19 protein-coding genes (1 of these 19 running past the window's edge) are annotated in these 22,100 nt (G+C 67.7%); 4 read left to right on the top strand and 15 right to left on the bottom strand.

Annotated elements, in window-relative coordinates; translation table 11 throughout:
• Window positions 1-222: 222 nt before the first annotated feature.
• Window positions 223-2,157, top strand: a complete 1,935-nt coding sequence (locus tag AC3WRR_RS10565; protein WP_492296878.1) for a SurA N-terminal domain-containing protein — start codon at window positions 223-225, stop codon at window positions 2,155-2,157.
• A gap of 70 nt (window positions 2,158-2,227) precedes the next feature.
• Here AC3WRR_RS10565 and AC3WRR_RS10560 read toward each other — a convergent pair whose 3' ends face one another.
• The gene (locus AC3WRR_RS10560) at window positions 2,228-2,884 is read right to left on the bottom strand and encodes an arylesterase (protein ID WP_010810073.1); all 657 of its coding nucleotides are present in this window, start codon (window positions 2,882-2,884) and stop codon (window positions 2,228-2,230) included.
• Between AC3WRR_RS10560 and AC3WRR_RS10555 the strand changes: the two genes are divergently transcribed.
• Window positions 2,883-3,581 (top strand): ABC transporter ATP-binding protein, encoded by a 699-nt coding sequence (locus AC3WRR_RS10555; RefSeq protein WP_010810072.1) that lies wholly within the window; start codon window positions 2,883-2,885, stop codon window positions 3,579-3,581. The two genes, AC3WRR_RS10560 and AC3WRR_RS10555, sit on opposite strands and share 2 nt — an antisense overlap.
• Here the strand turns inward: AC3WRR_RS10555 and pgi are convergent.
• The 8 genes from pgi to AC3WRR_RS10515 form a co-directional block, all read right to left on the bottom strand.
• On the bottom strand, window positions 3,578-5,221 hold the full coding sequence (gene pgi, locus AC3WRR_RS10550; RefSeq protein WP_058697286.1) for a glucose-6-phosphate isomerase: 1,644 nt from the start codon (window positions 5,219-5,221) through the stop codon (window positions 3,578-3,580). The genes AC3WRR_RS10555 and pgi overlap by 4 nt on opposite strands.
• A gap of 143 nt (window positions 5,222-5,364) precedes the next feature.
• Window positions 5,365-6,327 carry a DMT family transporter gene (locus AC3WRR_RS10545; RefSeq protein WP_011615123.1) on the bottom strand — a complete coding sequence of 321 codons (963 nt, stop codon included), beginning with the start codon at window positions 6,325-6,327 and terminating at the stop codon, window positions 5,365-5,367.
• Window positions 6,324-7,910: a bifunctional ADP-dependent NAD(P)H-hydrate dehydratase/NAD(P)H-hydrate epimerase gene (locus AC3WRR_RS10540; RefSeq protein ID WP_010810069.1), complete on the bottom strand. Its 1,587-nt coding sequence runs from the start codon at window positions 7,908-7,910 to the stop codon at window positions 6,324-6,326. Before AC3WRR_RS10540 ends, AC3WRR_RS10545 begins: the two co-directional genes overlap by 4 nt.
• Window positions 7,911-7,916: 6 nt before the next feature.
• Window positions 7,917-9,215, bottom strand: coding sequence for a D-amino acid dehydrogenase (locus AC3WRR_RS10535; protein WP_011615125.1), 1,299 nt, complete (start codon window positions 9,213-9,215; stop codon window positions 7,917-7,919).
• Window positions 9,216-9,276: 61 nt separating this feature from the next.
• On the bottom strand, window positions 9,277-10,587 hold the full coding sequence (locus AC3WRR_RS10530) for a TRAP transporter large permease (protein ID WP_010810067.1): 1,311 nt from the start codon (window positions 10,585-10,587) through the stop codon (window positions 9,277-9,279).
• Window positions 10,587-11,138 (bottom strand): TRAP transporter small permease subunit, encoded by a 552-nt coding sequence (locus AC3WRR_RS10525; protein ID WP_037023387.1) that lies wholly within the window; start codon window positions 11,136-11,138, stop codon window positions 10,587-10,589. The genes AC3WRR_RS10530 and AC3WRR_RS10525 overlap by 1 nt, the downstream gene beginning before the upstream one ends.
• 104 nt (window positions 11,139-11,242) lie before the next feature.
• A complete protein-coding gene (locus tag AC3WRR_RS10520; protein WP_058697285.1) occupies window positions 11,243-12,208 on the bottom strand; it encodes a TRAP transporter substrate-binding protein in 966 nt (321 codons plus the stop codon).
• Between the two features lie 125 nt (window positions 12,209-12,333).
• Window positions 12,334-13,698 (bottom strand): amidase, encoded by a 1,365-nt coding sequence (locus AC3WRR_RS10515; protein WP_010810064.1) that lies wholly within the window; start codon window positions 13,696-13,698, stop codon window positions 12,334-12,336.
• A gap of 250 nt (window positions 13,699-13,948) precedes the next feature.
• On the opposite strand from AC3WRR_RS10515, the gene AC3WRR_RS10510 reads away from it, so the two are divergent.
• Together AC3WRR_RS10510 and purL are read left to right on the top strand one after the other, a co-directional pair.
• Window positions 13,949-14,554, top strand: a complete 606-nt coding sequence (locus AC3WRR_RS10510) for a winged helix DNA-binding protein (protein WP_010810063.1) — start codon at window positions 13,949-13,951, stop codon at window positions 14,552-14,554.
• 190 nt (window positions 14,555-14,744) lie between these two features.
• A complete protein-coding gene (purL, locus tag AC3WRR_RS10505) occupies window positions 14,745-18,791 on the top strand; it encodes a phosphoribosylformylglycinamidine synthase (protein WP_439668793.1) in 4,047 nt (1,348 codons plus the stop codon).
• 95 nt (window positions 18,792-18,886) lie between these two features.
• Here the strand turns inward: purL and AC3WRR_RS10500 are convergent, their stop codons facing one another.
• The 6 genes from AC3WRR_RS10500 to AC3WRR_RS10475 all read right to left on the bottom strand — a co-directional run.
• Window positions 18,887-19,186 (bottom strand): hypothetical protein, encoded by a 300-nt coding sequence (locus AC3WRR_RS10500; protein WP_010810059.1) that lies wholly within the window; start codon window positions 19,184-19,186, stop codon window positions 18,887-18,889.
• 42 nt (window positions 19,187-19,228) lie between these two features.
• Entirely contained in the window at window positions 19,229-20,023 is a 795-nt protein-coding gene (locus tag AC3WRR_RS10495) for a peptidylprolyl isomerase (RefSeq protein ID WP_010810058.1), read from the bottom strand.
• Between the two features lie 4 nt (window positions 20,024-20,027).
• Window positions 20,028-20,342 (bottom strand): BolA family protein, encoded by a 315-nt coding sequence (locus AC3WRR_RS10490; protein WP_010810057.1) that lies wholly within the window; start codon window positions 20,340-20,342, stop codon window positions 20,028-20,030.
• 39 nt (window positions 20,343-20,381) lie between these two features.
• A complete protein-coding gene (locus AC3WRR_RS10485) occupies window positions 20,382-20,921 on the bottom strand; it encodes a septation protein A (protein ID WP_010810056.1) in 540 nt (179 codons plus the stop codon).
• Between the two features lie 38 nt (window positions 20,922-20,959).
• Window positions 20,960-21,424, bottom strand: a complete 465-nt coding sequence (gene msrB, locus AC3WRR_RS10480; protein ID WP_010810055.1) for a peptide-methionine (R)-S-oxide reductase MsrB — start codon at window positions 21,422-21,424, stop codon at window positions 20,960-20,962.
• Between the two features lie 116 nt (window positions 21,425-21,540).
• Window positions 21,541-22,100 carry the 3' portion of a protein adenylyltransferase SelO gene (locus AC3WRR_RS10475; RefSeq protein WP_492296874.1) on the bottom strand. 1,054 nt of this gene lie beyond the right edge of the window, so 560 of the gene's 1,614 nt are visible here — the last part of the coding sequence; its start codon lies off the right edge, out of view; it ends in the stop codon at window positions 21,541-21,543.

Here is a 22,100-nt window from a genome sequence, read left to right as displayed (position 1 = left end):
GCTTCCGGCGGGAATCGAAGGGCTGCGCTTGCAAGCGCAGCAGCGGCCCGCGGGACGTGGGCGAGTCCCGTCCACTCCGCCAGTTTTATTGAAAACGCCCGCATCAGCGGGCGTTTTCATTTGTTCCCTCATGTTTCCCACCCTGCACAAGGGTGCGTGCCCAGCGGCTCCTGATAGAATTGTGGAGTTTGTCTTTCGTGCCAATCCACTACCCGAATCCGCATGCTTGATTTCGTACGCAACAACCGGCGCCTGATGCTCTTGCTGCTGCTGGTGCTTGTTTTCCCGTCGTTCGTGTTCTTCGGCGTGGAAAGCTATTCGCGCTTCATGGACAGCTCGCACGATGCCGCCAAGGTCGACGGCCGCGCCATCAGCGTGCAGGAGATCGATAACGTCGTGCGCGACCAGAGCGAACGCGCGCGCCAGGTCCTGGGCGCCAGCTATGACCCGCGCCAGTTCGAAGGCCCGGACGCCCGCAAGGCCGTGCTGGACCAGCTGATCCTGCAGCGCGTGATGGCCAGTGCCGTGGCGCGTGAGCACCTGACCGTGTCCGACGCCAAGCTGCTCGAGGAAATCAGCAACCTGCCGGCGATCGCGCAGTTGCCGCGCACCAAGGACGGCAAGGTCGACGACAAGGCCTACCTGCAGCTGCTGCAGTCGCAGGGCATGACGCCCGAGCAGTTCGATGCCCGCATGCGCTTCGAGCTGGCCACGCAGCAGCTGGGCGCATCGGTCGCCGCGACGGCATTCGTGCCCAAGTCGCTGCTCGATCGCCTGATCGCCGTGCGCGATCAGCAGCGCGATGTGCAGGCGCTGCTGTTCAAGCCGGCCGGCTACACCGCCAAGGTGCAGCCTGATGCAGCCGCGCTGAAGGCCTACTACGACAGCCACCAGCAGGCCTTCTCGGTGCCGGAACAAGCCAAGGTCGAGTACCTGCTGCTGTCGGGCGAGGCCCTGGCCGCGACGCAGCCGGTCACGCCCGAAGAGCTGAAGTCCTACTACGACAGCAATATCGCGCGCTTCCGCATCGACGAGCAGCGCCGCGCCAGCCATATCCTGATCAGCGCGCCGAAGGATGCGCCGGCCGCCCAGCGCCAGGCCGCGAAGGACAAGGCCACCAAGCTGCTGGAGGACCTGCGCAAGCACCCTGACACCTTCGCCGACGTGGCGCGCAAGAACTCGCAGGACCCGGGCTCGGCCGAGAAGGGCGGCGACCTGGGCTTCATGGGCCGCGGCGCGCTGGTCAAGCCGTTCGAGGACGCCATGTACGCGCTCAAGGATGGCCAGGTCAGCGACGTGGTGGAAACCGACTACGGCTATCACATCATCAAGCTGACTGGCATCAAGCCCGCCGAGACCAAGCCGCTGGAAGCCGTGCGCACGGAACTCGAAGCTGAGCTGCGCAAGCAGTTCGCCGACAAGAAGTTTGCCGAGCAGGCCGATGCCTTCGGCAACACCGTCTATGAGCAGGCTGACAGCCTCAAGCCCGCCGCCGACAAGTTCAAGCTGACCATCCAGACCGCCGACAACGTCACGCGCCAGCCGAACCCGGCGCTGGGCGCGCAGAGCCCGCTCAACAACGACAAGCTGCTCAAGGCGCTGTTCAGCGACGACGCGATCAAGAATAAGCGCAACACCGAGGCCGTCCAGGTGGCCCCGAACACGCTGGTGGCCGCGCGCATCGTCGAGTACCGCCCGGCGGCCGTGCGCAAGTTCGAGGAAGTCGAAGCCAAGGTGCGCGAGGGCTATATCGCCCAGCAGGCGGCCGAACTGGCGCGCAAGGACGGCGAGGCCCGGCTTGCCGCACTGAAGAAGGCAGACAGCGCCGACGGCTTTGGCGCGGTGCAGACCGTGTCGCGCGCCAAGGCCGAGGGTATGCCGCCGAAGGCGGTCGAAGCGGTGCTGCGCGCCGATGCGAACAAGCTGCCCTCGGTGGTGGGTGTCGACCTGGGGGCCGAAGGCTACGCGGTCTACCGTATCACCAAGGTCAGCCAGCCGACGCAGGCCAACCCGGCGCAACGCCAGGCCGAAGCGCAGCAGCTGTCGCAGCTCGCCGGCCAGACCGACCTGCAGGCATTCTATGAAAGCCTGAAGGCACGCTCGAAGGTCAAGATGCTGACGCCGGTGGGTGCCACGCAGCCGCAAGGCGCCGAGTAAGCGCCAGATCAGCCCCGGCAGCCCCGCTGCCAGCAAGGACCCCTGCCAGGTGGCAGGGGTTTTTTTATTCTTACTTCGCGCCGCTGCGCCTGAGCATCGGCTTGAGCTGCGGCCACACCGTATCGAGCAGCGCTGGCTGTGCCGCGGCGGTCGGGTGGATGCGGTCGGGCTGGAACCAGTCCTGCCGCGCGATGACATTGTCGAGGAAGAACGGCACCAGCCGCACCTTGTACTCGCCGGCCAGCTTCGGATACAGCGAGACGAACTTCTCGGTGTAGTCCTGCCCGTAGTTGGGCGGGATGCGCATGCCGATCAGCAGCACGCCCGCGCCGGCCTTCTGTGCCATGCTGACGATGTTGCGCAGGTTGGCCTCAGTGGTCTGCAGCGGCAATCCGCGCAGCGCGTCGTTGGCGCCAAGCTCCACCACCACGATGGCCGGGCGGTGCCGCGACAGCAGCTCCGGCAGCCGCGTCTTGCCGCCGATGGTGGTCTCGCCGCTGATGCTGGCATTGACAACGCTATAATCGAAGCGCTCCTGCCGCAGGCGGTCCTGCAGCAGCGTGACCCAGCCCGCGCCGCGCGCGATGCCGTACTCGGCGGAGAGGCTGTCGCCAAGCACCAGCAGTGCCGGCGCCGCAGCCTGGGCTGAGGCCCCGGCCGATATCGTCAGTGCCATGCCGGTTGCCAGCAGCAGCCGGCGCCATTTGCCTCGGATCCCAATATCCATGTCTTCTTCCATTCTCGCTGTCGAGTCCCTCGGAAAGACCGTTGCCGACACGACCGGTTCGCTGACGATTTTGCACGACGTGACCTTTTCCGTCACGCCGGGCGAAACGCTCGCCATCGTGGGGGCGTCCGGATCGGGCAAGTCGACGCTGCTCGGGCTGCTGGCGGGGCTGGACCTGCCCAGCACGGGCACGGTACGGCTGCAGGGCCAGGACCTGTTCGCGCTGGACGAGGACCAGCGCGCCGCCGTGCGGGGCCGCCATGTCGGCTTTGTGTTCCAGTCGTTCCAGCTGGTCGGCCACCTGACCGCGCTGGAAAACGTGATGCTGCCGCTGGAGCTGCGCGGCGAAACGTCGCAGGTGCGCGAGCGCGCCCTGGACATGCTGCTGCGCGTGGGCCTGGGCGCGCGGCTGGGGCACTATCCGCGCACGCTGTCGGGCGGCGAGCAGCAGCGCGTGGCGCTGGCGCGCGCGTTCGTGGCGCGCCCGGACATCCTGTTTGCCGACGAGCCCACCGGCAGCCTCGATACCGCCACTGGCGAAGCCGTGATCGCGCTGATGTTCGAGCTTAACCGCGATGCCGGCTCAACGCTGGTGCTGGTAACGCATGACCGCTCGGTGGCGGCGCGCTGTGGCCGTATCCTGACCATCGACGCCGGCCGCGTGGCCAGCGATGAATGGATGGGCGCGGAGGTCTAGCTGGCGGCGCCCGCCTTCAGCACCGCGCGGGCGCGCTCGATCAGCGACGTGGTGGAGGCATCGTGCTGGCCGACGGCATTCCCGGTCAGCTCGGCCTCGATCGGACGGGCCAGGATCTTGCCCAGCTCTACGCCCCACTGGTCGAAGGAATTGATCTTCCAGACCACGCCCTGCACGAAGGTGCGGTGCTCATACAGCGCAATCAGCGCACCCAGCACATGCGGCGTCAGGTTTTCCATCAGCAAGGTGTTGCTGGGGCGATTGCCCTCGAACACCATATGGGCGATACGGACTTCGTCCTTCAGGCCGGCGGCACGCAGCTCATCGGCGCTGCGCCCGCGCATCAGCGCCTCGGCCTGCGCAAAGCAGTTGGCCAGCAGCTTGGCGTGATGGCCTGCCAGCCGGCGCGGCGGCACCAGCGGCGCGACAAAATCCACCGGCACCACCTGCGAGCCCTGGTGGATCTGCTGGAAATAGGCATGCTGCCCGTTGGTGCCGGCCGTGCCCCACACCACCGGCGAGGTATGCGTGCGCACGGGCTGCCCGTCAAGCTGCACCGACTTGCCGTTGCTCTCCATCTCCAGCTGCTGCAGGAAGGCGGGAAACAGCTCCAGCGAGGTGGAGTAGGGCGCCATGCAGCTGGTGGGCAAATGCCAGAAATTGCGGTACCAGATGCCCAGCATGCCCAGGACCACCGGCATGTTGCGTTCCAGCGGCGCGGTGCGGAAATGCTCGTCCATGGCGCGCGCGCCGGCCAGCAAGTCGGCGAAGGCGTTGAAGCCCACGGCCAGCGTGATCGACAGGCCGACCGACGACCACAGCGAGAAGCGTCCGCCGATCCAGTCCCAGAACTCGAACATATTGGCCGGGTCGATGCCGAACTCGCGCACCGCTTCGGTATTGGTCGAGACTGCGACGAAATGCTTGGCAAGGTCATGCTCGGCCACGCCGTTGGCGACAAACCAGGCGCGCGCGCTGCGCGCGTTGGCCATGGTTTCCAGCGTGGTGAAGGTCTTGGAGCAGACGATCACCAGCGTCCGTTGCGGGTCGAGCCGCACCAGCGTCTCGGCCAGGTCGGTGCCGTCGACATTGGAAACAAAGTGCATGCGCGGCGCGGCATTGCCATCGGCATCGGCCAGGTGCGACAGCGCGCGGCACACCATGCGCGGCCCCAGGTCGGAGCCGCCGATGCCGATATTGATGACATCGGTGATGCGCTCGCCGGTGGCACCCTTCCAGGCGCCGCTGCGCACGCGTTCCGAGAAATCGCGCATGCGTACCAGCACCTTCTGGATTGCCGGCATGACCTGCTCGCCGTCGACCTTGTAGCCGGCGCCGGCAGTCGCGCGCAGCGCTACGTGCAGTGCCGCGCGGTCTTCAGTCGTATTGATATGCTCGCCCGTGAACATCGCGTCGCGGCGTCTGGTCACGCCGGCCTCGGCTGCCAGCTGTACCAGCAGGCGCATGGTTTCGGGCGTGATCCGGTTCTTCGAATAGTCGAGATAGAGCCCGGCGGCTTCCAGCGAGAATTGTGCGACGCGCTGCGCGCCTTCGCGATCGAACCCGTCGCGCATCTGGGCGTCGCGAAGGGTGTCGTGGTGCCGCAGCAGGGCGTTCCAGGCGTGAAGGTCAGTGGGCATGCAGGACAATCGAGGTTGCGCGAGCCGCGTGGCGTTGCCGGCTCACAAGACAGAGATGCAAGTATATCGTCAGCGCTGCCGGGATCCGGCCTGGCAGCGGCGTCATATCGTTACCACTTGCAACATACCACCGTGGGCGCAGGCTAAGTATCGGACATTGTCTGACGGCGCGCGCCGCCGAGCCGGGCCGCGATGGCGCGTAGCACGGGTTCTCCCCCAGCGACGCACAAGCCTCCCAGACAGATGATGCCGATGCCGATTGCGGTGGTCCAGTCGGGCAACTGGCCGAAGGCCAGGTAGCCGATCACCGTCGCGGACAGGATCTGCAGGTAGAGGAAGGGGCTCAGGAAAGACGCATCCGCGTACTGGAAGGCCCGGATGACGAAATAATGGCCAAGTGATCCGGTGATCCCCGCGGACAACAGCAGCGCACATTGCATCGGCGTAGGCCAGGCGCTGAACCAGAAGAAGGGCACGATCAGCGTGGTCAGGCAGGCGCCGGTTACGCCGCTCTGGATCAGCGTGGTCATCGGTGTGTCGTGCGCGGCAATGCGGCGTGTCAGCATCTGCATCAGCGCGAACACCAGCGCCGACACCAGGCCCAGGCCGACACCGAGCGGACTGAGCTGGCCCCCCGGGCGCACAACCACCAGCATGCCGGCAAAGCCGACCACCACACCGGTCCAGCGCATCCAGCGGGCATGGCGCCCGGGGCGCTCGCCCAGCAGCCACGGCGATAGTGCCACCACGAACAGCGGCGCGCAGAAATTCAGCGCCGTGGCCTGCGCCAGCGGCATCAGCATCAGCACGCTGAAGAACACCAGCGTCGAGACCAGCATCAGCGCGCCCCGCAGCCACTGCAGCCCTGGCCTTGCCGCCCGCCACTGGTGCCGCCAGCCGGCGGGGCCGAGCAGCAGGAAGATCGCGACCACATGGCCGACATAGCGCACCCATGCCACGGCCACCAGCGGCAGTCCTTGCTGCGTCAGGGTCTTGCTGGTGGCATCGAGCAGGCTGAGGATCCATTGCCCGATGACCAGCAGGGCGATGCCGGTGAGCAGGTGGCGGCGGTCGGCGGGATCGCGCAGCATCGCGCCGCGCGTCATGCGCGGGCCCCGGCCAGCAACTGGTTGAAGATGGTGCGCGCGGGCGCGTACAGTTCGCTTGCGGTGACGCCGGCCGGCCCGGTGCCCTGGGCGACAAGGGCATCGGCGGCGCGTCCATGGATCCACACCGCCGCCCGGGCCGCGGCCAGCGGCGCCATGCCTTGCGCCAGCAGCGCCCCCAGCATGCCGGCCAGCACGTCGCCGGTGCCGGCGCTGGCAAGTGCGGCATTGCCGCTCGGGTTGAGCGTGCATGGACTGCCGTCAGGCGCCGCGATCACTGTGCCCGATCCCTTCAGCACGACCACGGCCTGCCATTGCGCAGCCAGTGCTGCGGCAGCAGCGGGCCGGTCGCGCTGCACCTCGGCGACGGGAACGCCCATCAGCCGGGCGGCTTCGAGCGGGTGCGGCGTTATCACGCAGGCCGCGCCGCTGGCGGCCAGTGCCCCGGCCAGCGCCGGATCGGCAGCCAGCAGGTTCAGGGCATCGGCATCCAGCACAAGCGGCAGCGGCGCGGCTTGCAGCAGCCGCGCAAACTGCTTGTGTGCGTTGGCGTCCGTGCCCATGCCAGGACCGATCACCAGCGCCGACATGGCAGCGAGGGCCAGTGCGTCCACGGCATGCAGCATCAGCTCCGGATGCAGCGGATCGAACAGCGGTGCGGGCTGCGCCAGGAAGCCGATATGCACCTTGCCCGCGCCGAGGAACTGCGCGGCCCTGGCGCCCAGCAGCGGCGCCCCGGTCATGCCCAGGTTGCCGCCGATGAGCGCCAGCGAGCCATGCGTGCCCTTGTTGCTGGCATGGTGGCGGCGCGGCAGCGCCGTGCTGAACAGCGCCGGGCCGTTTACCAGGCAATGGGGCGTTTCGTCCGGCGGATAGTCAAGGCCGATCGGCGCGATATCGACCTCGCCGGCGCAGTCGCGCCCGTCGAGCGTCAGCAGCCCGGGCTTGGCGGCGATAAAGGTCAGCGTGCGCTGCGCGCGCACGGCCGGCGCGCCCGCGCCGGTGTCGGCGAACAGGCCGCTGGGGATGTCCAGCGCAAACACCGGCAGCGCGCTGCGGTTGATTTGTCCGATCCACCACGCCATGGTGCCGTCGGCGGGGCGGTTCAGGCCGATGCCGAGCAGGCCGTCGACGAGCGCAGCGGTGCCCGCGGGCCAGTCCGCGTCATGCGAGGCAGCGATGCCTGCGACCACGCTGACCGGGACGCCGGCTGCGTGCGCTTGCTGCCAGGCGGTCGCGGCGTCGGCGGGCAGGTGCTGCGGGTCCGCCGTCAGCCATACCTGCACGGCACGGCCGGCGCTGTGCAATTGCGTGGCGGCCACCAGCGCATCGCCGCCGTTATTGCCGGGGCCGGCCAGGAACAGCAGCGGGCCGGCGGGTGCATGGCAGGCCAGCCAGCGCGCGGCCGCGGCGCCGGCGCGCGACATCAGCGTAAAGGCGGGCAGTTGCGTGAAGGCGGCGTTCTCGATGCGGCGGATGGCGGCGACGTCGTACAGCGGAACCGGTGCGGAGGCAGCGGCATCGAGTGCAAACCAGCCGTCGCCGTTTGCGTGCGAGGTGGCGGTAGAGGCAGAGGGTGTCATGTGTGGTTATCTGGCGGGCCCCAGGCCGTAGCGGTCGGGCAGCAGGCCCTCCATGTCGATGTCCGGGCCGCCATGGGTGCCGGCGCTGGCGGCGATCTGGTCAGCCGCAATCTTGCCCGATCCGCAGCTCATCGCCCAGCCCGTCGAGCCATGGCCGAGGTTGAGGAACAGGCCGGGCACGGCTGTTGGGCCGATCAGCGGCGGCCCGTCCGGCAGCATCGGCCGCGCGCCCACCCATTGCGTGGCTTCCTGGTAGTTGCCTGCCACCGGGAACCAGTCGCGCGCGACCTTGACCAGGGTGTTCAGGGCGGCCGGCCGCAGATCAAGCTTGCGTGAGCCCAGCTCGGCCGTACCCGCCACGCGCAGGCGGTTGCCCATGCGCGTGATCGCGACCTTGTAGGACTCATCCATCAGCGCGCCCAGCGGCGCCTGCAGTTCGTCGCGGACCATCACCGTCACCGAGTAGCCCTTGACCGGATACAGCGGCATGCGCAGGCCCAGCGGGCGCAGCAGCGCGGTGCTGTCGGCGCCGGCCGCGACCAGCACGCGGTCGGCGCTCAGCACCTGGCCAGGGCGCTTCTTGTCGGAGTGCTGCAGCTCGACCTGCAGCTTGCCCGCGTTGTCGGGCCTGACGCGCGCCACCCGGGTGTCGAAGCGGAACGATACGCCTGCGGCCTCGGCATGCCGGTGCAGCGCGCGCACGAACATCGGGCAGTTGCCGGACTCGTCTTCCGGCAGGTGCAGCCCGCCAGCCAGCGGCGTGTCGGCCGCCAGGCCCGGTTCGATACGGCGGCATTCCTGCGCGCTGACCAGCCGGTGCGGCACGTTGTTCTCGCGCAGCAGGGCCACGGCGGGCGCGGCCAGGTCGAGGTCGCGCGCGGTGCGGAACAGCTGCAGGTAGCCTTGCGACTGCTCGTAGTCGATCTCCAGCTCGCTGCGCAGCCGGTGCAGGCACCCGCGGCTGTAGAACGCCAGCCGCTGCATGCGCAGCTTGTTGGCGCGGTAGCGCTCCAGCCGGCATTCGCGCAGCCAGCGCGCGATCCAGCGCCACATGGCCGGGTCGGCGGAAGGGCGGAACAGGACCGGCGCCTCGCGCGCAAAGAGCGTGCGCAGGATCTTGCCGGGCATGCCCGGCGCCGCCCATGGCGTGACATAGCCGGGCGCGATCACGCCGGCATTGCCGAAGCTGGCTTCCTGCGCCGGCGCGGCGCGGCGTTCGAGCACGGTCACGTCGAAACCGGCCTGCCGCAGGTACCAGGCGGAACTGACGCCGATCGCGCCGGCGCCGATGACGATCACATGCATCGGACTGGGACCCTCCATATTGCCGGGCCGGCGGCAAATGGCCGGGCGGGGCCGGCCAATGCTATTTGACTTCCTGCTGCATGACAATGTCCGGCAGCCAGGTGACCACGCCCGGCCAGATCGTGACGATGGCGATCGCCACCACCATCATCATGAAAAAGGGCAGCGAGACCCTTGCTATGTAATTGCTGTCCTTGCCTGTCATGCTCTGCAGCACGAACAGGTTGAAGCCCACGGGCGGCGTCACCTCGGCGATCTCCACCAGCAGCACGATGAAGATGCCGAACCAGACCAGGTCGAAGCCGGCCGCCTGCACCATCGGCAGCACCGTCGCGGTGGTCAGCGCGATCATCGAGATGCCGTCCAGCGCCGTGCCCAGCACGATGTAGATCACTGTCAGCACGGCGATCAGCGCCCACGGCGACAGGTGCATCGCCGCCACCCATTCCGCCAGCGCGCGCGGGATGCCGGTAAAGCTCATGGTAACCGACAGGAACGAGGTCGCGCCCAGCACGAACATGATCATCGCGGTCAGCCGCGTGGCCGACATCAGGCTGTCCCAGAACGCCGCGCGCGTGAGCGAGCCGCCCGCCCACGCCAGCGCCAGCGAAGCCACCACGCCATAGGCTGCGGCTTCGGTCGCGGTGGAGTAGCCGGTCACCATGATCACGGTGATAAAGGCGATCAGCACGATGCACGGCAGCAGCTGGCGGATCGATGCCAGCCGCGCACGCCAGTTGAAGTGCTCCGACGGCGGGGTTTTGTCCGGGTTGGCCAGTGCCCAGACCACGATATAGCCGGAGAACAGCAGCATCAGCAGCAGGCCGGGTATGAAGCCCGCCAGGAACACGCGGATGATCGACACGTCCGCCGACACCGCGTACACCACCATCGTGATCGACGGCGGGATCAGGATGCCGAGCGTGCCGGCGCAGGACAGCGAGCCGAGCGTAGTGCGCTCGTCGTAGCCGCGCCGCGTGAGTTCCGGCAGCGCCGATTTGGCGATGGTGGCGCAGGTGGCCGCCGACGACCCCGACACCGAGCCAAAAATGCCGCAGCCCAGGATATTGACGTGCATCAGCCGCCCGGGCAGCCAGCTCAGCCACGGCGACAGCCCGCTGAACATCTGCTCGGACAGCTTGGTGCGGAACAGGATCTCGCCCATCCAGACAAAGAGGGGCAGCGATGCCAGCGTGTATGAGGCGCTCGACGACCACCATGCGTTGGCCAGGCTGACCAGCGCCTCGCGGTCCGAGAACACCACCAGACCGACCCATGAGGTGACCGCAATGGCCACGGGGATCCACGCGCCGATCGCCAGGAAGACGATCATCACCAGCAGCAGGATCAGTGCAACCACGACTGTGCTCATCAGACCGTCTCCCCGAAATCGCCGGCGGCGAGCTTTTCTTCATGGGCCACCTGGTAGCGCGGCTTGTGTCCGCGCACCACGCGCAGCCATTCATCGGCGACCGCCAGCAGGAAGCCGACGCAGCCAAGCACCGCGAAGCTCTGCGGAATCCACAGCGGAATCACGATCTGGCCCTGGGAGACATCGCCGATTTCCCAGCTCTGCCACGCAAAGGTGCCAAGCGCCCAGGCCGCGTAGGCGGCAAACGCCAGGCAGACGGTCAGCGAGACCAGCTCCAGCACCCGGCGCCGGCGCGGGCCCACGGCCCCCAGCAGCATCTCGACGCGCACGATGCCGCCATGCTGGAAGGTCTGGCCAAGGATCAGGAAGGCGGACGCCGCGCACAGCCAGGCGACGATGTCATCGCCACCCTTGAAGATCACCGAGGTCTCCCGCGACAGCGACATCAGGATCATGATCACGCAGACGGCGAGGATGCACAGCGCGCCGAGCACGGCAAAGAGGTCAAGCAGGCGGTCGAGCCAGCGCTTGGAGGAGGGGGCAGTTGGCATGATGGGCAGCAGTTGAGGCAAGCGGGCAGCAGGCTTGCTGACGAACATCGATCAGGCAGGTTTGCTCCCCTCTCCCGCTGAGGGGAGAGGGAGCGCACATCAGCCTACTTGCGGTAGGCGTCCAGGATAGCCTTGCCGTCCTCGCCCGCGCCCTTGGCCCAGTCATCCACCATGACCTTGCCCACCTTCTGCATGTCGGCCTTGAGCTGCGGCGAAGGCGGCTGCACCGTCATGCCGTTGCGCGACAGGGTGGCCAGGTACTCCTTGGTCTTTTGCTCCGAGACCTGCCAGCCGCGCTTCTCGGCGTCGGCGACGGCCTTGAGCAGGGCATCCTGGGTCGGCTTGTCCAGTGCCGCGAACGCTTTCTTGCTGACCACCAGCATGTTCTTGGGCAGCCAGGCGTCCACCGTGTAGAAGTACTTCACGCTCTCCCACACCTTGGTGTCGACGCCGGTTGCGCCCGACGACATGAAGGAGTTGACCGTGCCAGTGGCCAGCGCCTGTGCCAGGTCGGCAGCCTGGATGGTCACCGGCTGGGCGCTGACCAGCTCGGCGATGCGCGAGGTGGCCGGGTTGTACGCGCGCCATTTCAGGCCCTTCATGTCCGCGGCGGAATTGATCGGCTTGTTGGCATAGATGCCCTGCGGCGGCCAGGCCACCGCGTACAGCAGCTTCATGCCCTGTTTGTCGAGCACCTTCTCGGTGACCGGGCGCGAGGCCTGCCACAGCTTGTAGGCGTCGGCATAGCTGGTGGCCAGGAACGGCACCGCATCGACGCCGAACACCGGATTCTCGTTGGCCAGCAAGGACATCAGGATCTCGCCCATCTGCACCTGGCCGGTCTGCACGCCGCGCTTGATCTCGTTGGCCTTGAGCAGCGAGCCATTGGGGTGCAGCACGATCTTGAGCTTGCCGCCGGTGGCCTTGTCCACGTCGTTGGCCATCTGTTGCAGATTCTCGGTGTGCAGGTTGCTGGCCGGATAACCGGTCGGCAGGTCCCACTTGGTATCCGCCTGTGCCGCCACGGCGGCCAGCATCAGGCCGGCCGCAACGATTGCCTTGACTCGCATCTCGATCTCTCCTGGTGTGCGCGCGGGGGCGCGGTGGTACTGCTGGTTGCGTACTACCTGGTGCCGGTCGTGGCCGCATTGGGGGCCCCCCCGCCGGCGCAAGATCAACGGCGCGGCGGCAGGGCTCAGTCGTCGCGCTGTGAAGGTTGCACGATGCGTTCCAACGCAAGGGCCGTGCCCAGCAGGCCGGCATCGCGCATCGGGCCGTGCGACAGCATCAGGCCCACGGGCAGCTCGTCCGGCGCGTGGCAGGGCAGCGAGATCGAGCAGCCGTCAAGGAAATTGAAGGCCGAGGTATTGCGCAGCAGCAGGGCATTGACGCGGAAGAACTGCGCATCATCGGTGCGCAGCGGCGCAATCTCGGGCGCGACCATCGGCACGGTCGGGCAGACCACGGCGTCGAAGCGGGCCAGGCGCGCTTCCATGCGGGCGATCCAGTCCAGCCGGGCGCGGCCCAGGTCGATATAGTCGGCGGCGCTGACATTGGCGCCGCGGTCGATGCGCGAGGCCACGCGCGGGTCGTACAGGTCGCGCCGGGCGGCCAGCAGGTGGCGGTGGATGGCAAAGGCTTCGGCCGAGCTGAAGCCGCCCTGGGCGTTCAGGCCCGCCAGTTCGCCGAGCTCGGGCAGGTCGACATGCTCCAGTTGCACGCCGGCGGCCGACAGCCGGCCCAGCGCGCGGTCAAAGGCGCGCGCCACCACCGGGTCGAGGTCGTCCAGCAGGACCTGGCGGGGGATCGCCAGCCGCGTCGCGGCGGGGTTGGTGACGCGCGGGATCACTGCGCTGTCCGCGATCACGCTGTCCACGGCAATGCAGTCGCTGACCGTGCGCGCCATCGCGCAGGCGGTGTCGAGCGTGTAGGACAGCGGAAAGGCCCCCGTCAGCGGCACGCGCCGCGCGGTGGGCTTGAAGCCGGTGATGCCGCATAGCGCGGCGGGGATGCGGATGGAGCCGCCGGTGTCGCTGCCAAGCGCCGCGACCGCCAGCCCCAGCGCCACCGAAACGGCCGCACCCGACGACGAGCCGCCCGGGATGCGCGCCACGCCATCGGTGCCGGCTGGGTTGGCCGGCGTGCCGTAGTGGGGATTGATGCCCACGCCCGAGAACGCGAACTCCGTCATGTTGGTGCGCCCGACCAGGGCTGCCCCTGCAGCGCGCAGGCGGGCGACCACGGTGGCGTCCGCGGTGGCCGGCGCGGCATCCTTGCGCACCAGCGAGGCTGCGCTGGTGACTTCGCCGGCCACGTCGTAAAGGTCCTTGACTGAAACCGGCAGCCCCGCCAGCGGATGCAGCGCCTTGCCGGCGCGGCCGGCGGCATCGGCAGCGCGCGCGACCTGGGCCGCGGCCTCGAAGGTGCTGTGCAGGAACACGGCCTCGGCAGCCGGCGTGGCGGCAAGCGCGGCCGCCTGCTCGATGATCTGCGCACGGCTGGTGGCGCCGTCGCGCAGGCGGGTGTTAAGGGTGTCGAGGTCGGGAAGCATGGATGGCATGGGGTCTGCAAACGGGGTGCGAGGGCGGGGCGGGCACCGCCATGGTGGCGGCCGCCTGCCGGCACGGGGAAGGGCGCGGTGCACATGCGCAGGGCCAGTCGTGGCCGGCGTCCTCCCTCATGCTTTACCTGTATTTATTAGGTGTTCATGCTCATAATTCGCCAATAAACTGTCAAGCTAAAATTGCCGGGGCGCGCTCCGGGCTTATACCTAGCACGCCAGCGCCGTCCCATCGAAAGGAGCCTCCCGCATGCCACGCAAGCCAGCCGAGAGCGGGCATACCGCCGCCGCCGTGGCCGATGCCTCTGCCGTTGCCGATAAGGCAAGGCCGGCCACCGCGCTGTCGCGCGCGGCCGGGGCCAATATCGTGTCGTCCTCGCACCTGGTGTCGGTGCGCAGCCCCGAGCTGTCCGAGTTCGAGTTCGGGCTGAACACCGCCTACAATGCCTACAGCCGCTGGGTGGTGCGCTGCATGGGGGCGGCGGGGGTGCGCGACCTGACCTTCCTGGACGTGCTGGTGCTGCATCACGTGAACCATCGCGGCCGGCCCAAGCGGCTGGCCGATATCTGCTTCGTGCTGAACGTGGAAGACACCCACCTGGTGACCTACGCATTGAAGAAGCTGCAGGGGCTGGGGCTGGTGAGCGGGGAGCGGGTCGGCAAGGAGGCCACTTATTCGACCACCCCGGCCGGTGCCGAGGCCTGCGCACGCTATCGCGAGATCCGCGAACAATGCCTGACCAGCAACTTCACCGAAGGCAGCGAAGAGAATGCCGAGATCGGGGAGCTCGCCCGGCTGATGCGGGTGCTGACCGGCCTGTACGAGCAGGCCGCGCGCTCGGCGACGTCACTCTGAGCCGTCCATTCGGTAAAAGTGACGCATAAGCATTATCAGGGTGGGCGGTAACACGGCCCCGTCGTGATGTCGCAGTGCAAAATCCGGGTGCCGGCAAGGTACAATAGCGGTTTCCCGCCAGTCGGCACCCCATGCAGCGGTGCCGGCTAAGCAGCAGCCCCTACCTCACCGCCTCCCGACCGCTACGATCATGGCGCATTTCTCGTGCTTCCCCGGCGCTTTGGCGCTTTCCGCCTTCCGTCAGCAACGCCTGCTCACCGCCCTGCGGCAGATCGACGCCGATATTGAATCGGTGCATGGCCAGTTCCTGCACTTTGTCGACGCACAGACGCCGCTGTCGGCCGAAGAGCAGTCCCGCGTGGCGGCGCTGCTGACCTACGGCGCACCATTCGCCGATCAGCCCGACGGCGACCGCTTCGTGGTGATCCCGCGCTTCGGCACGATCTCGCCGTGGGCCAGCAAGGCCACAGATATCGCCCATAACTGCGGCCTCACGCATATCCACCGCATCGAGCGCGGTATCGAGATCACCGTGATCTGCAAGAAGGGCCTGCTGCGCGGGCGCAAGACGCTGGACGCGGATACCCGCGCCGCCGTCGCCGCGCACCTGTTCGACCGCATGACCGAGACCGTGGTCGCCTCGCGTGACGATGCCGCCGGCCTGTTCCAGGAACTGCCGGCCAAGCCGCTGCGCTTTATCGACATCTCGGCCGGGCGCAGCGCGCTGGCCGCGGCCAACGTCGAGATGGGCCTGGCGCTGTCCGAGGACGAGATCGACTACCTGGTCGAAGCCTACGGCAAGCTGGAGCGCAACCCGACCGACGTCGAGCTGATGATGTTCGCGCAGGCCAACAGCGAGCACTGCCGCCACAAGATCTTCAACGCCACCTGGACCATCGACGGCGTGCAGCAGGACAAGTCGCTGTTCGCGATGATCCGCAATACGCACCAGCTCAATCCGCAAGGCTCGATCGTGGCCTACTCGGACAACTCGGCGGTGATGGAGGGGGACGTGGCCGAGCGCTGGTTCCCGCGCGGCGATGACCACAAGTACGGCCGCCACGAGGCGCTGACCCACACGCTGATGAAGGTGGAGACGCACAACCACCCGACCGCGATCTCGCCGTTCCCGGGTGCCTCCACCGGCGCCGGCGGTGAAATCCGCGACGAGGGCGCGACCGGCCGCGGCGCCAAGCCCAAGGCCGGCCTGACCGGCTTCACGGTGTCCAACCTGATGCTGCCCGAGGCCGTCGAGTCCTGGGAAAACGACCGCGACGCCGCCCAGCCGGTGGCGCACCGCAACCCGGAAGACAAGCCCGGCGTGACCGGCAAGCCGGACCGCATCGCCTCGCCGCTGCAGATCATGATCGACGGCCCGCTCGGCGGCGCCGCCTTCAACAACGAATTCGGCCGTGCCAACCTGGGCGGCTATTTCCGCGTCTACGAGCAGAACGTCGGCGGCACTGTGCGCGGCTACCACAAGCCGATCATGATCGCGGGCGGGATCGGCAATATCGACGCCGCGCACACGCACAAGAACCCGCTGCCGGCCGGCACGCTGCTGATCCAGCTGGGCGGCCCGGGCATGCGCATCGGCATGGGCGGCGGCGCCGCCAGCTCGATGGCGACCGGCACCAACACCGCCGATCTGGACTTCGATTCGGTCCAGCGCGGCAACCCCGAGATGGAGCGCCGCGCGCAGGAAGTGATCAACGCCTGCTGGCAGCTCGGCGACGCCAACCCGATCCTGTCGATCCATGACGTCGGCGCGGGCGGCATCTCCAACGCCTTCCCCGAACTGGTGGACGGCGCCGACCGCGGGGCACGCTTCGACCTGCGCCAGGTGCACCTGGAAGAGTCCGGCCTGTCGCCGGCCGAGATCTGGTGCAACGAGTCGCAGGAACGCTATGTGCTGGCGATCGCGCCGGACAGCTTCCCGCAATTCCAGGCCATGTGCCAGCGCGAGCGCTCGCCGTTCGCGGTGGTTGGCATTGCCACGGAAGAAAAGCAGCTGCAACTGGTCGACGCCAGCGTCGACGCCGCGCTCAAGGAGCACTACGCCGTCGACATGCCGATGGACGTGCTGCTGGGCAAGCCGCCGCGCATGCATCGCGACGTCAAGCGCGTCGAGCAGGAACTGCCGGCGGTGGACGTGACCGGCATCAGCCTGGAGCAGGCGGTGCGCGACGTGCTGCGCCATCCGACCGTGGCCAACAAGTCGTTCCTGATCAGCATTGGCGACCGTACCGTGGGCGGCATGAACGCGCGCGACCAGATGGTCGGCCCGTGGCAGGTGCCGGTTGCCGACGTGGCCGTGACCACGCTCGACTACCAGGGCAAGGCCGGCGAAGCGATGACCATGGGCGAGCGCACCCCGCTGGCCGTGATCAATGCGCCGGCCTCCGGCCGCATGGCGATCGGCGAGGCGCTGACCAACCTGGCCGCCGCGCCGGTCAAGGACCTGGGCAAGGTCAAGCTGTCGGCCAACTGGATGGCGGCCTGCGGCGTGGAAGGCGAAGACGCGAAGCTGTATGACACCGTGCACGCCGTCGGCATGGAACTGTGCCCGGCGCTTGGCATCAGCATCCCGGTCGGCAAGGATTCGCTGTCGATGCGCACCAAGTGGCAGGACGACGGCGTCAACAAGGAAGTGGTCGCGCCGGTGTCGCTGATCATCTCGGCCTTTGCCGCGGTGGACGACGTCAATCGCACGCTGACCCCGCAACTGCGCACCGACGCCGGCGACACCGTGCTGATCGCCGTCGACCTCGGCCGTGGCAAGAACCGCATGGCCGGCAGCATCCTGGCGCAGGTGACGCAGCAGGTCGGCGACAGCGCCCCCGACGTCGATAACGCCGAAGACCTGAAGAACTTCTTCAACGTGATCCAGCGCCTGAACCGCGAAGGCAAGCTGCTGGCCTATCACGACCGCTCGGATGGCGGCTTCATGGCCGCGCTGGCGGAAATGGCCTTTGCCGGCCACTGCGGCATCTCGCTCAACGTCGACATGCTGGCGCTGGACCCGCAGCAGGAGCAGGACTACGGCGACGCCAAGAACTGGGCGCAGCAGATCGCCGAGCGCCGCAACGACCAGACCTTGCGCGCGCTGTTCTCGGAAGAGCTCGGCGCGGTGGTGCAGGTGCGCATGGAAGACCGCGACACGGTCTTTGCCGTGCTGCGCGAAGCCGGCCTGTCGGCCTGCAGCCATGTGGTGGGCAAGCCCAACGCGACCGACCAGATCGAGGTCTATCGCGATGCCAGGAAGGTCTTCGGCGCCTCGCGCACCGACCTGCAGCGCAACTGGAGCGAAGTCAGCTGGCGCATCGCGCGCCTGCGCGACAACCCGGCCTGCGCCGACAGCGAATACGACCGCCTGCTCGACGCCGCCGACCCCGGCATCAGCCCGGTGCTGACCTTCGATGCGGCCGAAGACATCGCCGCGCCGTTCATCGCCACCGGCGCCCGCCCGCGCGTGGCGATCCTGCGCGAGCAGGGCGTCAACTCGCAGATCGAGATGGCGTACAGCATGGATCGCGCCGGCTTCGATACGCACGACGTGCACATGAGCGACCTGATCGCAGGCCGCGCCAATCTGGCCGACTTCAGCGGCTTTGTCGCGTGCGGCGGCTTCAGCTACGGCGACGTGCTGGGCGCGGGCGAGGGCTGGGCCAAGACCATCCTGTTCAACGCGCAGATGGCCGAGCAGTTCGCTGCCTTCTTCAACCGCCAGGACACTTTTGCGCTGGGCGTTTGCAACGGCTGCCAGATGATGAGCAACCTGGCCCCGATCATCCCGGGCGCAGGCGCCTGGCCGAAGTTCACGCGCAACCAGTCGGAGCAGTACGAGGCGCGCTTTGTCACGGTCGAGGTGCAGTCGTCGCCGTCGATCTTCTTCGCCGGCATGGAAGGCAGCCGCATTCCGATCGTGGTTGCCCACGGCGAAGGGTTTGCCGACTTCTCGCAGCAGGGCAATATCGACCAGGCCCACGTGGCGCTGCGCTTTGTCGACAACTACGGCGCGGTCACGCAGACCTATCCGCTCAACCCGAACGGCTCGCCCGACGGCATCACCTCGGTGACCACCGTCGATGGCCGCTTCACCGTGCTGATGCCGCACCCGGAGCGTGTGTTCCGTGCCGCGACCATGAGCTGGGCCCCGGACGCGTGGAAGCAGGTGGCCGATGGCGGCAGCCCGTGGATGCGGATGTTCCGCAATGCGCGGAAGTGGGTGGGGTAAGCAGCAGCCCAGGGCTTGCGCCCTTCGTCCCAAGCAAGAGCCACCGGCAGCGCCGGTGGCTTTTTAGTTTTTCGCTGCGCCGGTGAAGGCAGGTTTCAGCCGGCAAGCGGAGGGAGCAGGCGTGAACTCCACGACGCATAGGCATAAGTCAGCATCCGCCCGGCTTCAAAACCAGGGGGCGCCCTGATCTCGCCGCGAGCCTCCTTGTAAGCCACCACGGCGTGCAGGATCTTCTCGGGCGCGTAACGGTCACGCAACGGGAGATAGGGGTGGAGCTGGCGCCAGCCGGGGGCGGCGCCGTCCAGGGTCGCCCAGGCCAGTGCGCAATAGCACATGCCCCGGGACGAGAGATGCCAGAGTTGCCAGTAGCGGCCAGTCGACTCCACGCGCTGCATCCTTGAATCTTGCAGGACCGGCGGGGGCGACCGGACCGTGCCTTACTGGATCTTGGCCTTGTCCTTGAGTGACTTCATCATGGCCTGGAACTGCTCGCGCTGCCAGTTCTGGTCCCCCATCAGCATCTGCGTGAGCTGCGGTTTGACCTCTTCGAACGACGGGATCTTGGCGTCGCGCACGTCGACCAGTTCGATGATATGCCAGCCGAACTGGGTCTTGACCGGGGTATCGGTCAGCTGGCCCTTTTTCAGGCCGGTCATGGCAGCCGAGAACTCAGGGACGTAGCTGCTGCTGTTGGCCCAGTCCAGGTCGCCGCCGTTGGCGGCCGAGCCCGGGTCCTTGGACGAGGCCTTGGCCATGTCCTCGAACTTGGCGCCGCCCTTGATCTTGGCGATGATCGCCTTGGCGTCGGCTTCCTTTTCCACCAGGATATGGCGGGCGTGGTATTCCTTGCCGTTGCCGAACTGCGACTTGATCTTGTCGTACTGCTTGCGCAGCTCGGCGTCGCTGGCGCCGTGGGTCTTAACGTAGTCTTCGAACACTGCGCCGGCCAGCACGTTCAGGCGGGCCTGTTCCAGTTGTTCCTGCACGTCGTCGCGCTGGGTCAGGCCGCGCTTGTTGGCTTCCTGCACGAGCAGTTCGCGGTCGATCAGCATGTTGCGCGCGCGCGAGCGCAGCTCCGGGTTGTCGGGCTGGCCGGTGCCGGCGATCAACTTGTCCAGCTTTGCCGATGAAATGGCCTTGCCATTCACGACGGCGGCATTCTGGGCGATGGCCGGCAGGCTGCCGGCAGCAAGCACAGCCGCCAGGCTGAACGAGAGGACGGTGGTCTTCATGGAATCAGGTCTGAGAGTTGCTGGAAGAATCGCGTGATGATGCGCGGGATTGGTACTCTTGGTCGGTGAACGCAGTCACGGCAAGTGCGTGGATCTGCGCGGGGAACAGACCGCGCAGCGCATCATACACCATGCGGTGTCGCGCAACCCGGCTGTGACCCGTAAAGCGCTCGCTGACGATTGTCACGTCGTAATGTCCGCCGCCGGATGCGGCGCCGGCATGTCCGGCGTGCAGCGCGCTGTCGTCGCGCACGGCCAGGTGGCTGGGGGCGAGCGCTTCGCGCAGCATCGCCTCGATAGTGGCGGGATCGGCTGCCATCAATGGTTTCCTTCGGTTCGGGGTGCGGGGGCGGGGCCGTCAGTCCTGGCTGTTCTCGGGCATGTGGCGCGACAGCCAGACACTCTGGGCGACGATGAACACCAGCATCAGCCCCATGCTGCCGAACAGCTTGAAGTTGACCCAGGCCTCGGTCGAGAACTGGTAGGCCACGTACAGGTTCAGCACGCCCATGGCGGCAAAGAAGCCGGCCCAGGCGGCGTTCAGGCGCGCCCACACCGGGTCGGGCAGGGTCACCTGTTTTTCCATCATGGCGCGGATCAGGTTCTTGCGCCAGCCGATCACCGAGCCCAGCAGCCCCACCGCGAACATCCAGTAGAGCACGGTCGGCTTCCACTTGATGAAGGTCTCGTTGTGCAGCACCAGCGTGGCACCGCCGAACACCGCGATGATCAGCAGGCTGACCCACTGCATCGGCTCGACCTTGCGGTGGCGGAACCAGACCCAGCCGATCTGCAGCACGGTGGCGCCAATGGCCACGGCGGTGGCGGTGTAGATGTCAGCCAGCTTGAAGGCGGCAAAAAACAGGATGACCGGGAACAGGTCGAACAGGAATTTCATGCGGTACCAGGTTGTGTCCGGCGTGCTTGCCGGAGCATTCAGCGCTGCGGGTCGCGCCGGGGGTTGTCGTCGCTGCCGGCGGCGTGGGCATCATCCGCCGCACGCTGTGCCGGGTCGCGATCATCGAATTTTAGCGCAGCCGAGTTGATGCAATAGCGCAGGCCGGTCGGGGCGGGGCCATCCTCGAAGACATGGCCGAGATGGCTGCCGCATTCCTTGCAGCGTACCTCCACCCGCGTCATGCCGTGGCTGTGGTCGACGTGCTCGGCAATCACCTCGCCGTTGATGGCGCGGAAATAGCTGGGCCAGCCGCAGCCGGCATCGAACTTGGTGGCGGATTCGAACAGCGGCGTGCCGCAGCCCACGCAGTGGTAGATGCCGTTGTCCCAGTGGTCCCAGTAGCGGCCGGTGAACGGGCGCTCGGTGGCGGCCTCGCGGGTCACGCGGTATTCGATGTCGGAGAGTTGTTCACGCCACTCGGCGTCGGTCTTGGTGGTGGTCATGGTCTTGTCCTCGCAGGGCTTCCTCGGATGGGTTCCTCAGTTAAGGCATTGGTCGTGCGAACTGCGCGAACCTTACACCGGCAGGCGCCGGCGTGCAGGGCACGGATCACATGACGTCACGACGAGCAACTGACTTCCAGGCCGGAGGCCCAGTCCGGCGGCAGCGCCGCGTAGTGCTCTGCTTCCGGCTGCTCGTCGAAGGGGCGCGACAGCACTGCCAGCAGGCGGTCCACTTCGGTGAAGTCCTTCTCGCGTGCGTGCCGGATCGCGGTTTCGGCCAGGTGGTTGCGCAGCACGTACTTGGGGTTGACTGCCAGCATTTCCAGTTCGCGCGCGGCATCGTGCGACTGCTCGGCGCGCAGGCGCACGCGATAGTCGGCCACCCATGCGTCGAAGGCGGCGCGGTCCAGGAACAGGTCGCGCACCGGCGCGTCGCGCGAGGCATCGGTGGACGAAATGCCGCACAGCTTGCGCCAGAACAGCGTGTAGTCCACGCGCTGGCCGTGCAGCAGCTGGAACAGGCTGGTCAGCAGCGGCTCATCGCTCTTGTCATCGCCGCCGGCGGGCGGGCGCAGGCCCAGCTTGGCGCGGTAGTGGCGGAAGAATGCCGCGGCATAGCGGTCGCGGAACGGGTCCAGCGCCGCGGGGGGGGGGGGGGGGGGGGGGGGGGGGGGGG

The organism is Cupriavidus sp. FW305-3-2-15-C-LB2 (genome assembly GCF_058787575.1).
This window is presented reverse-complemented; position numbering and strand designations above follow the sequence as displayed.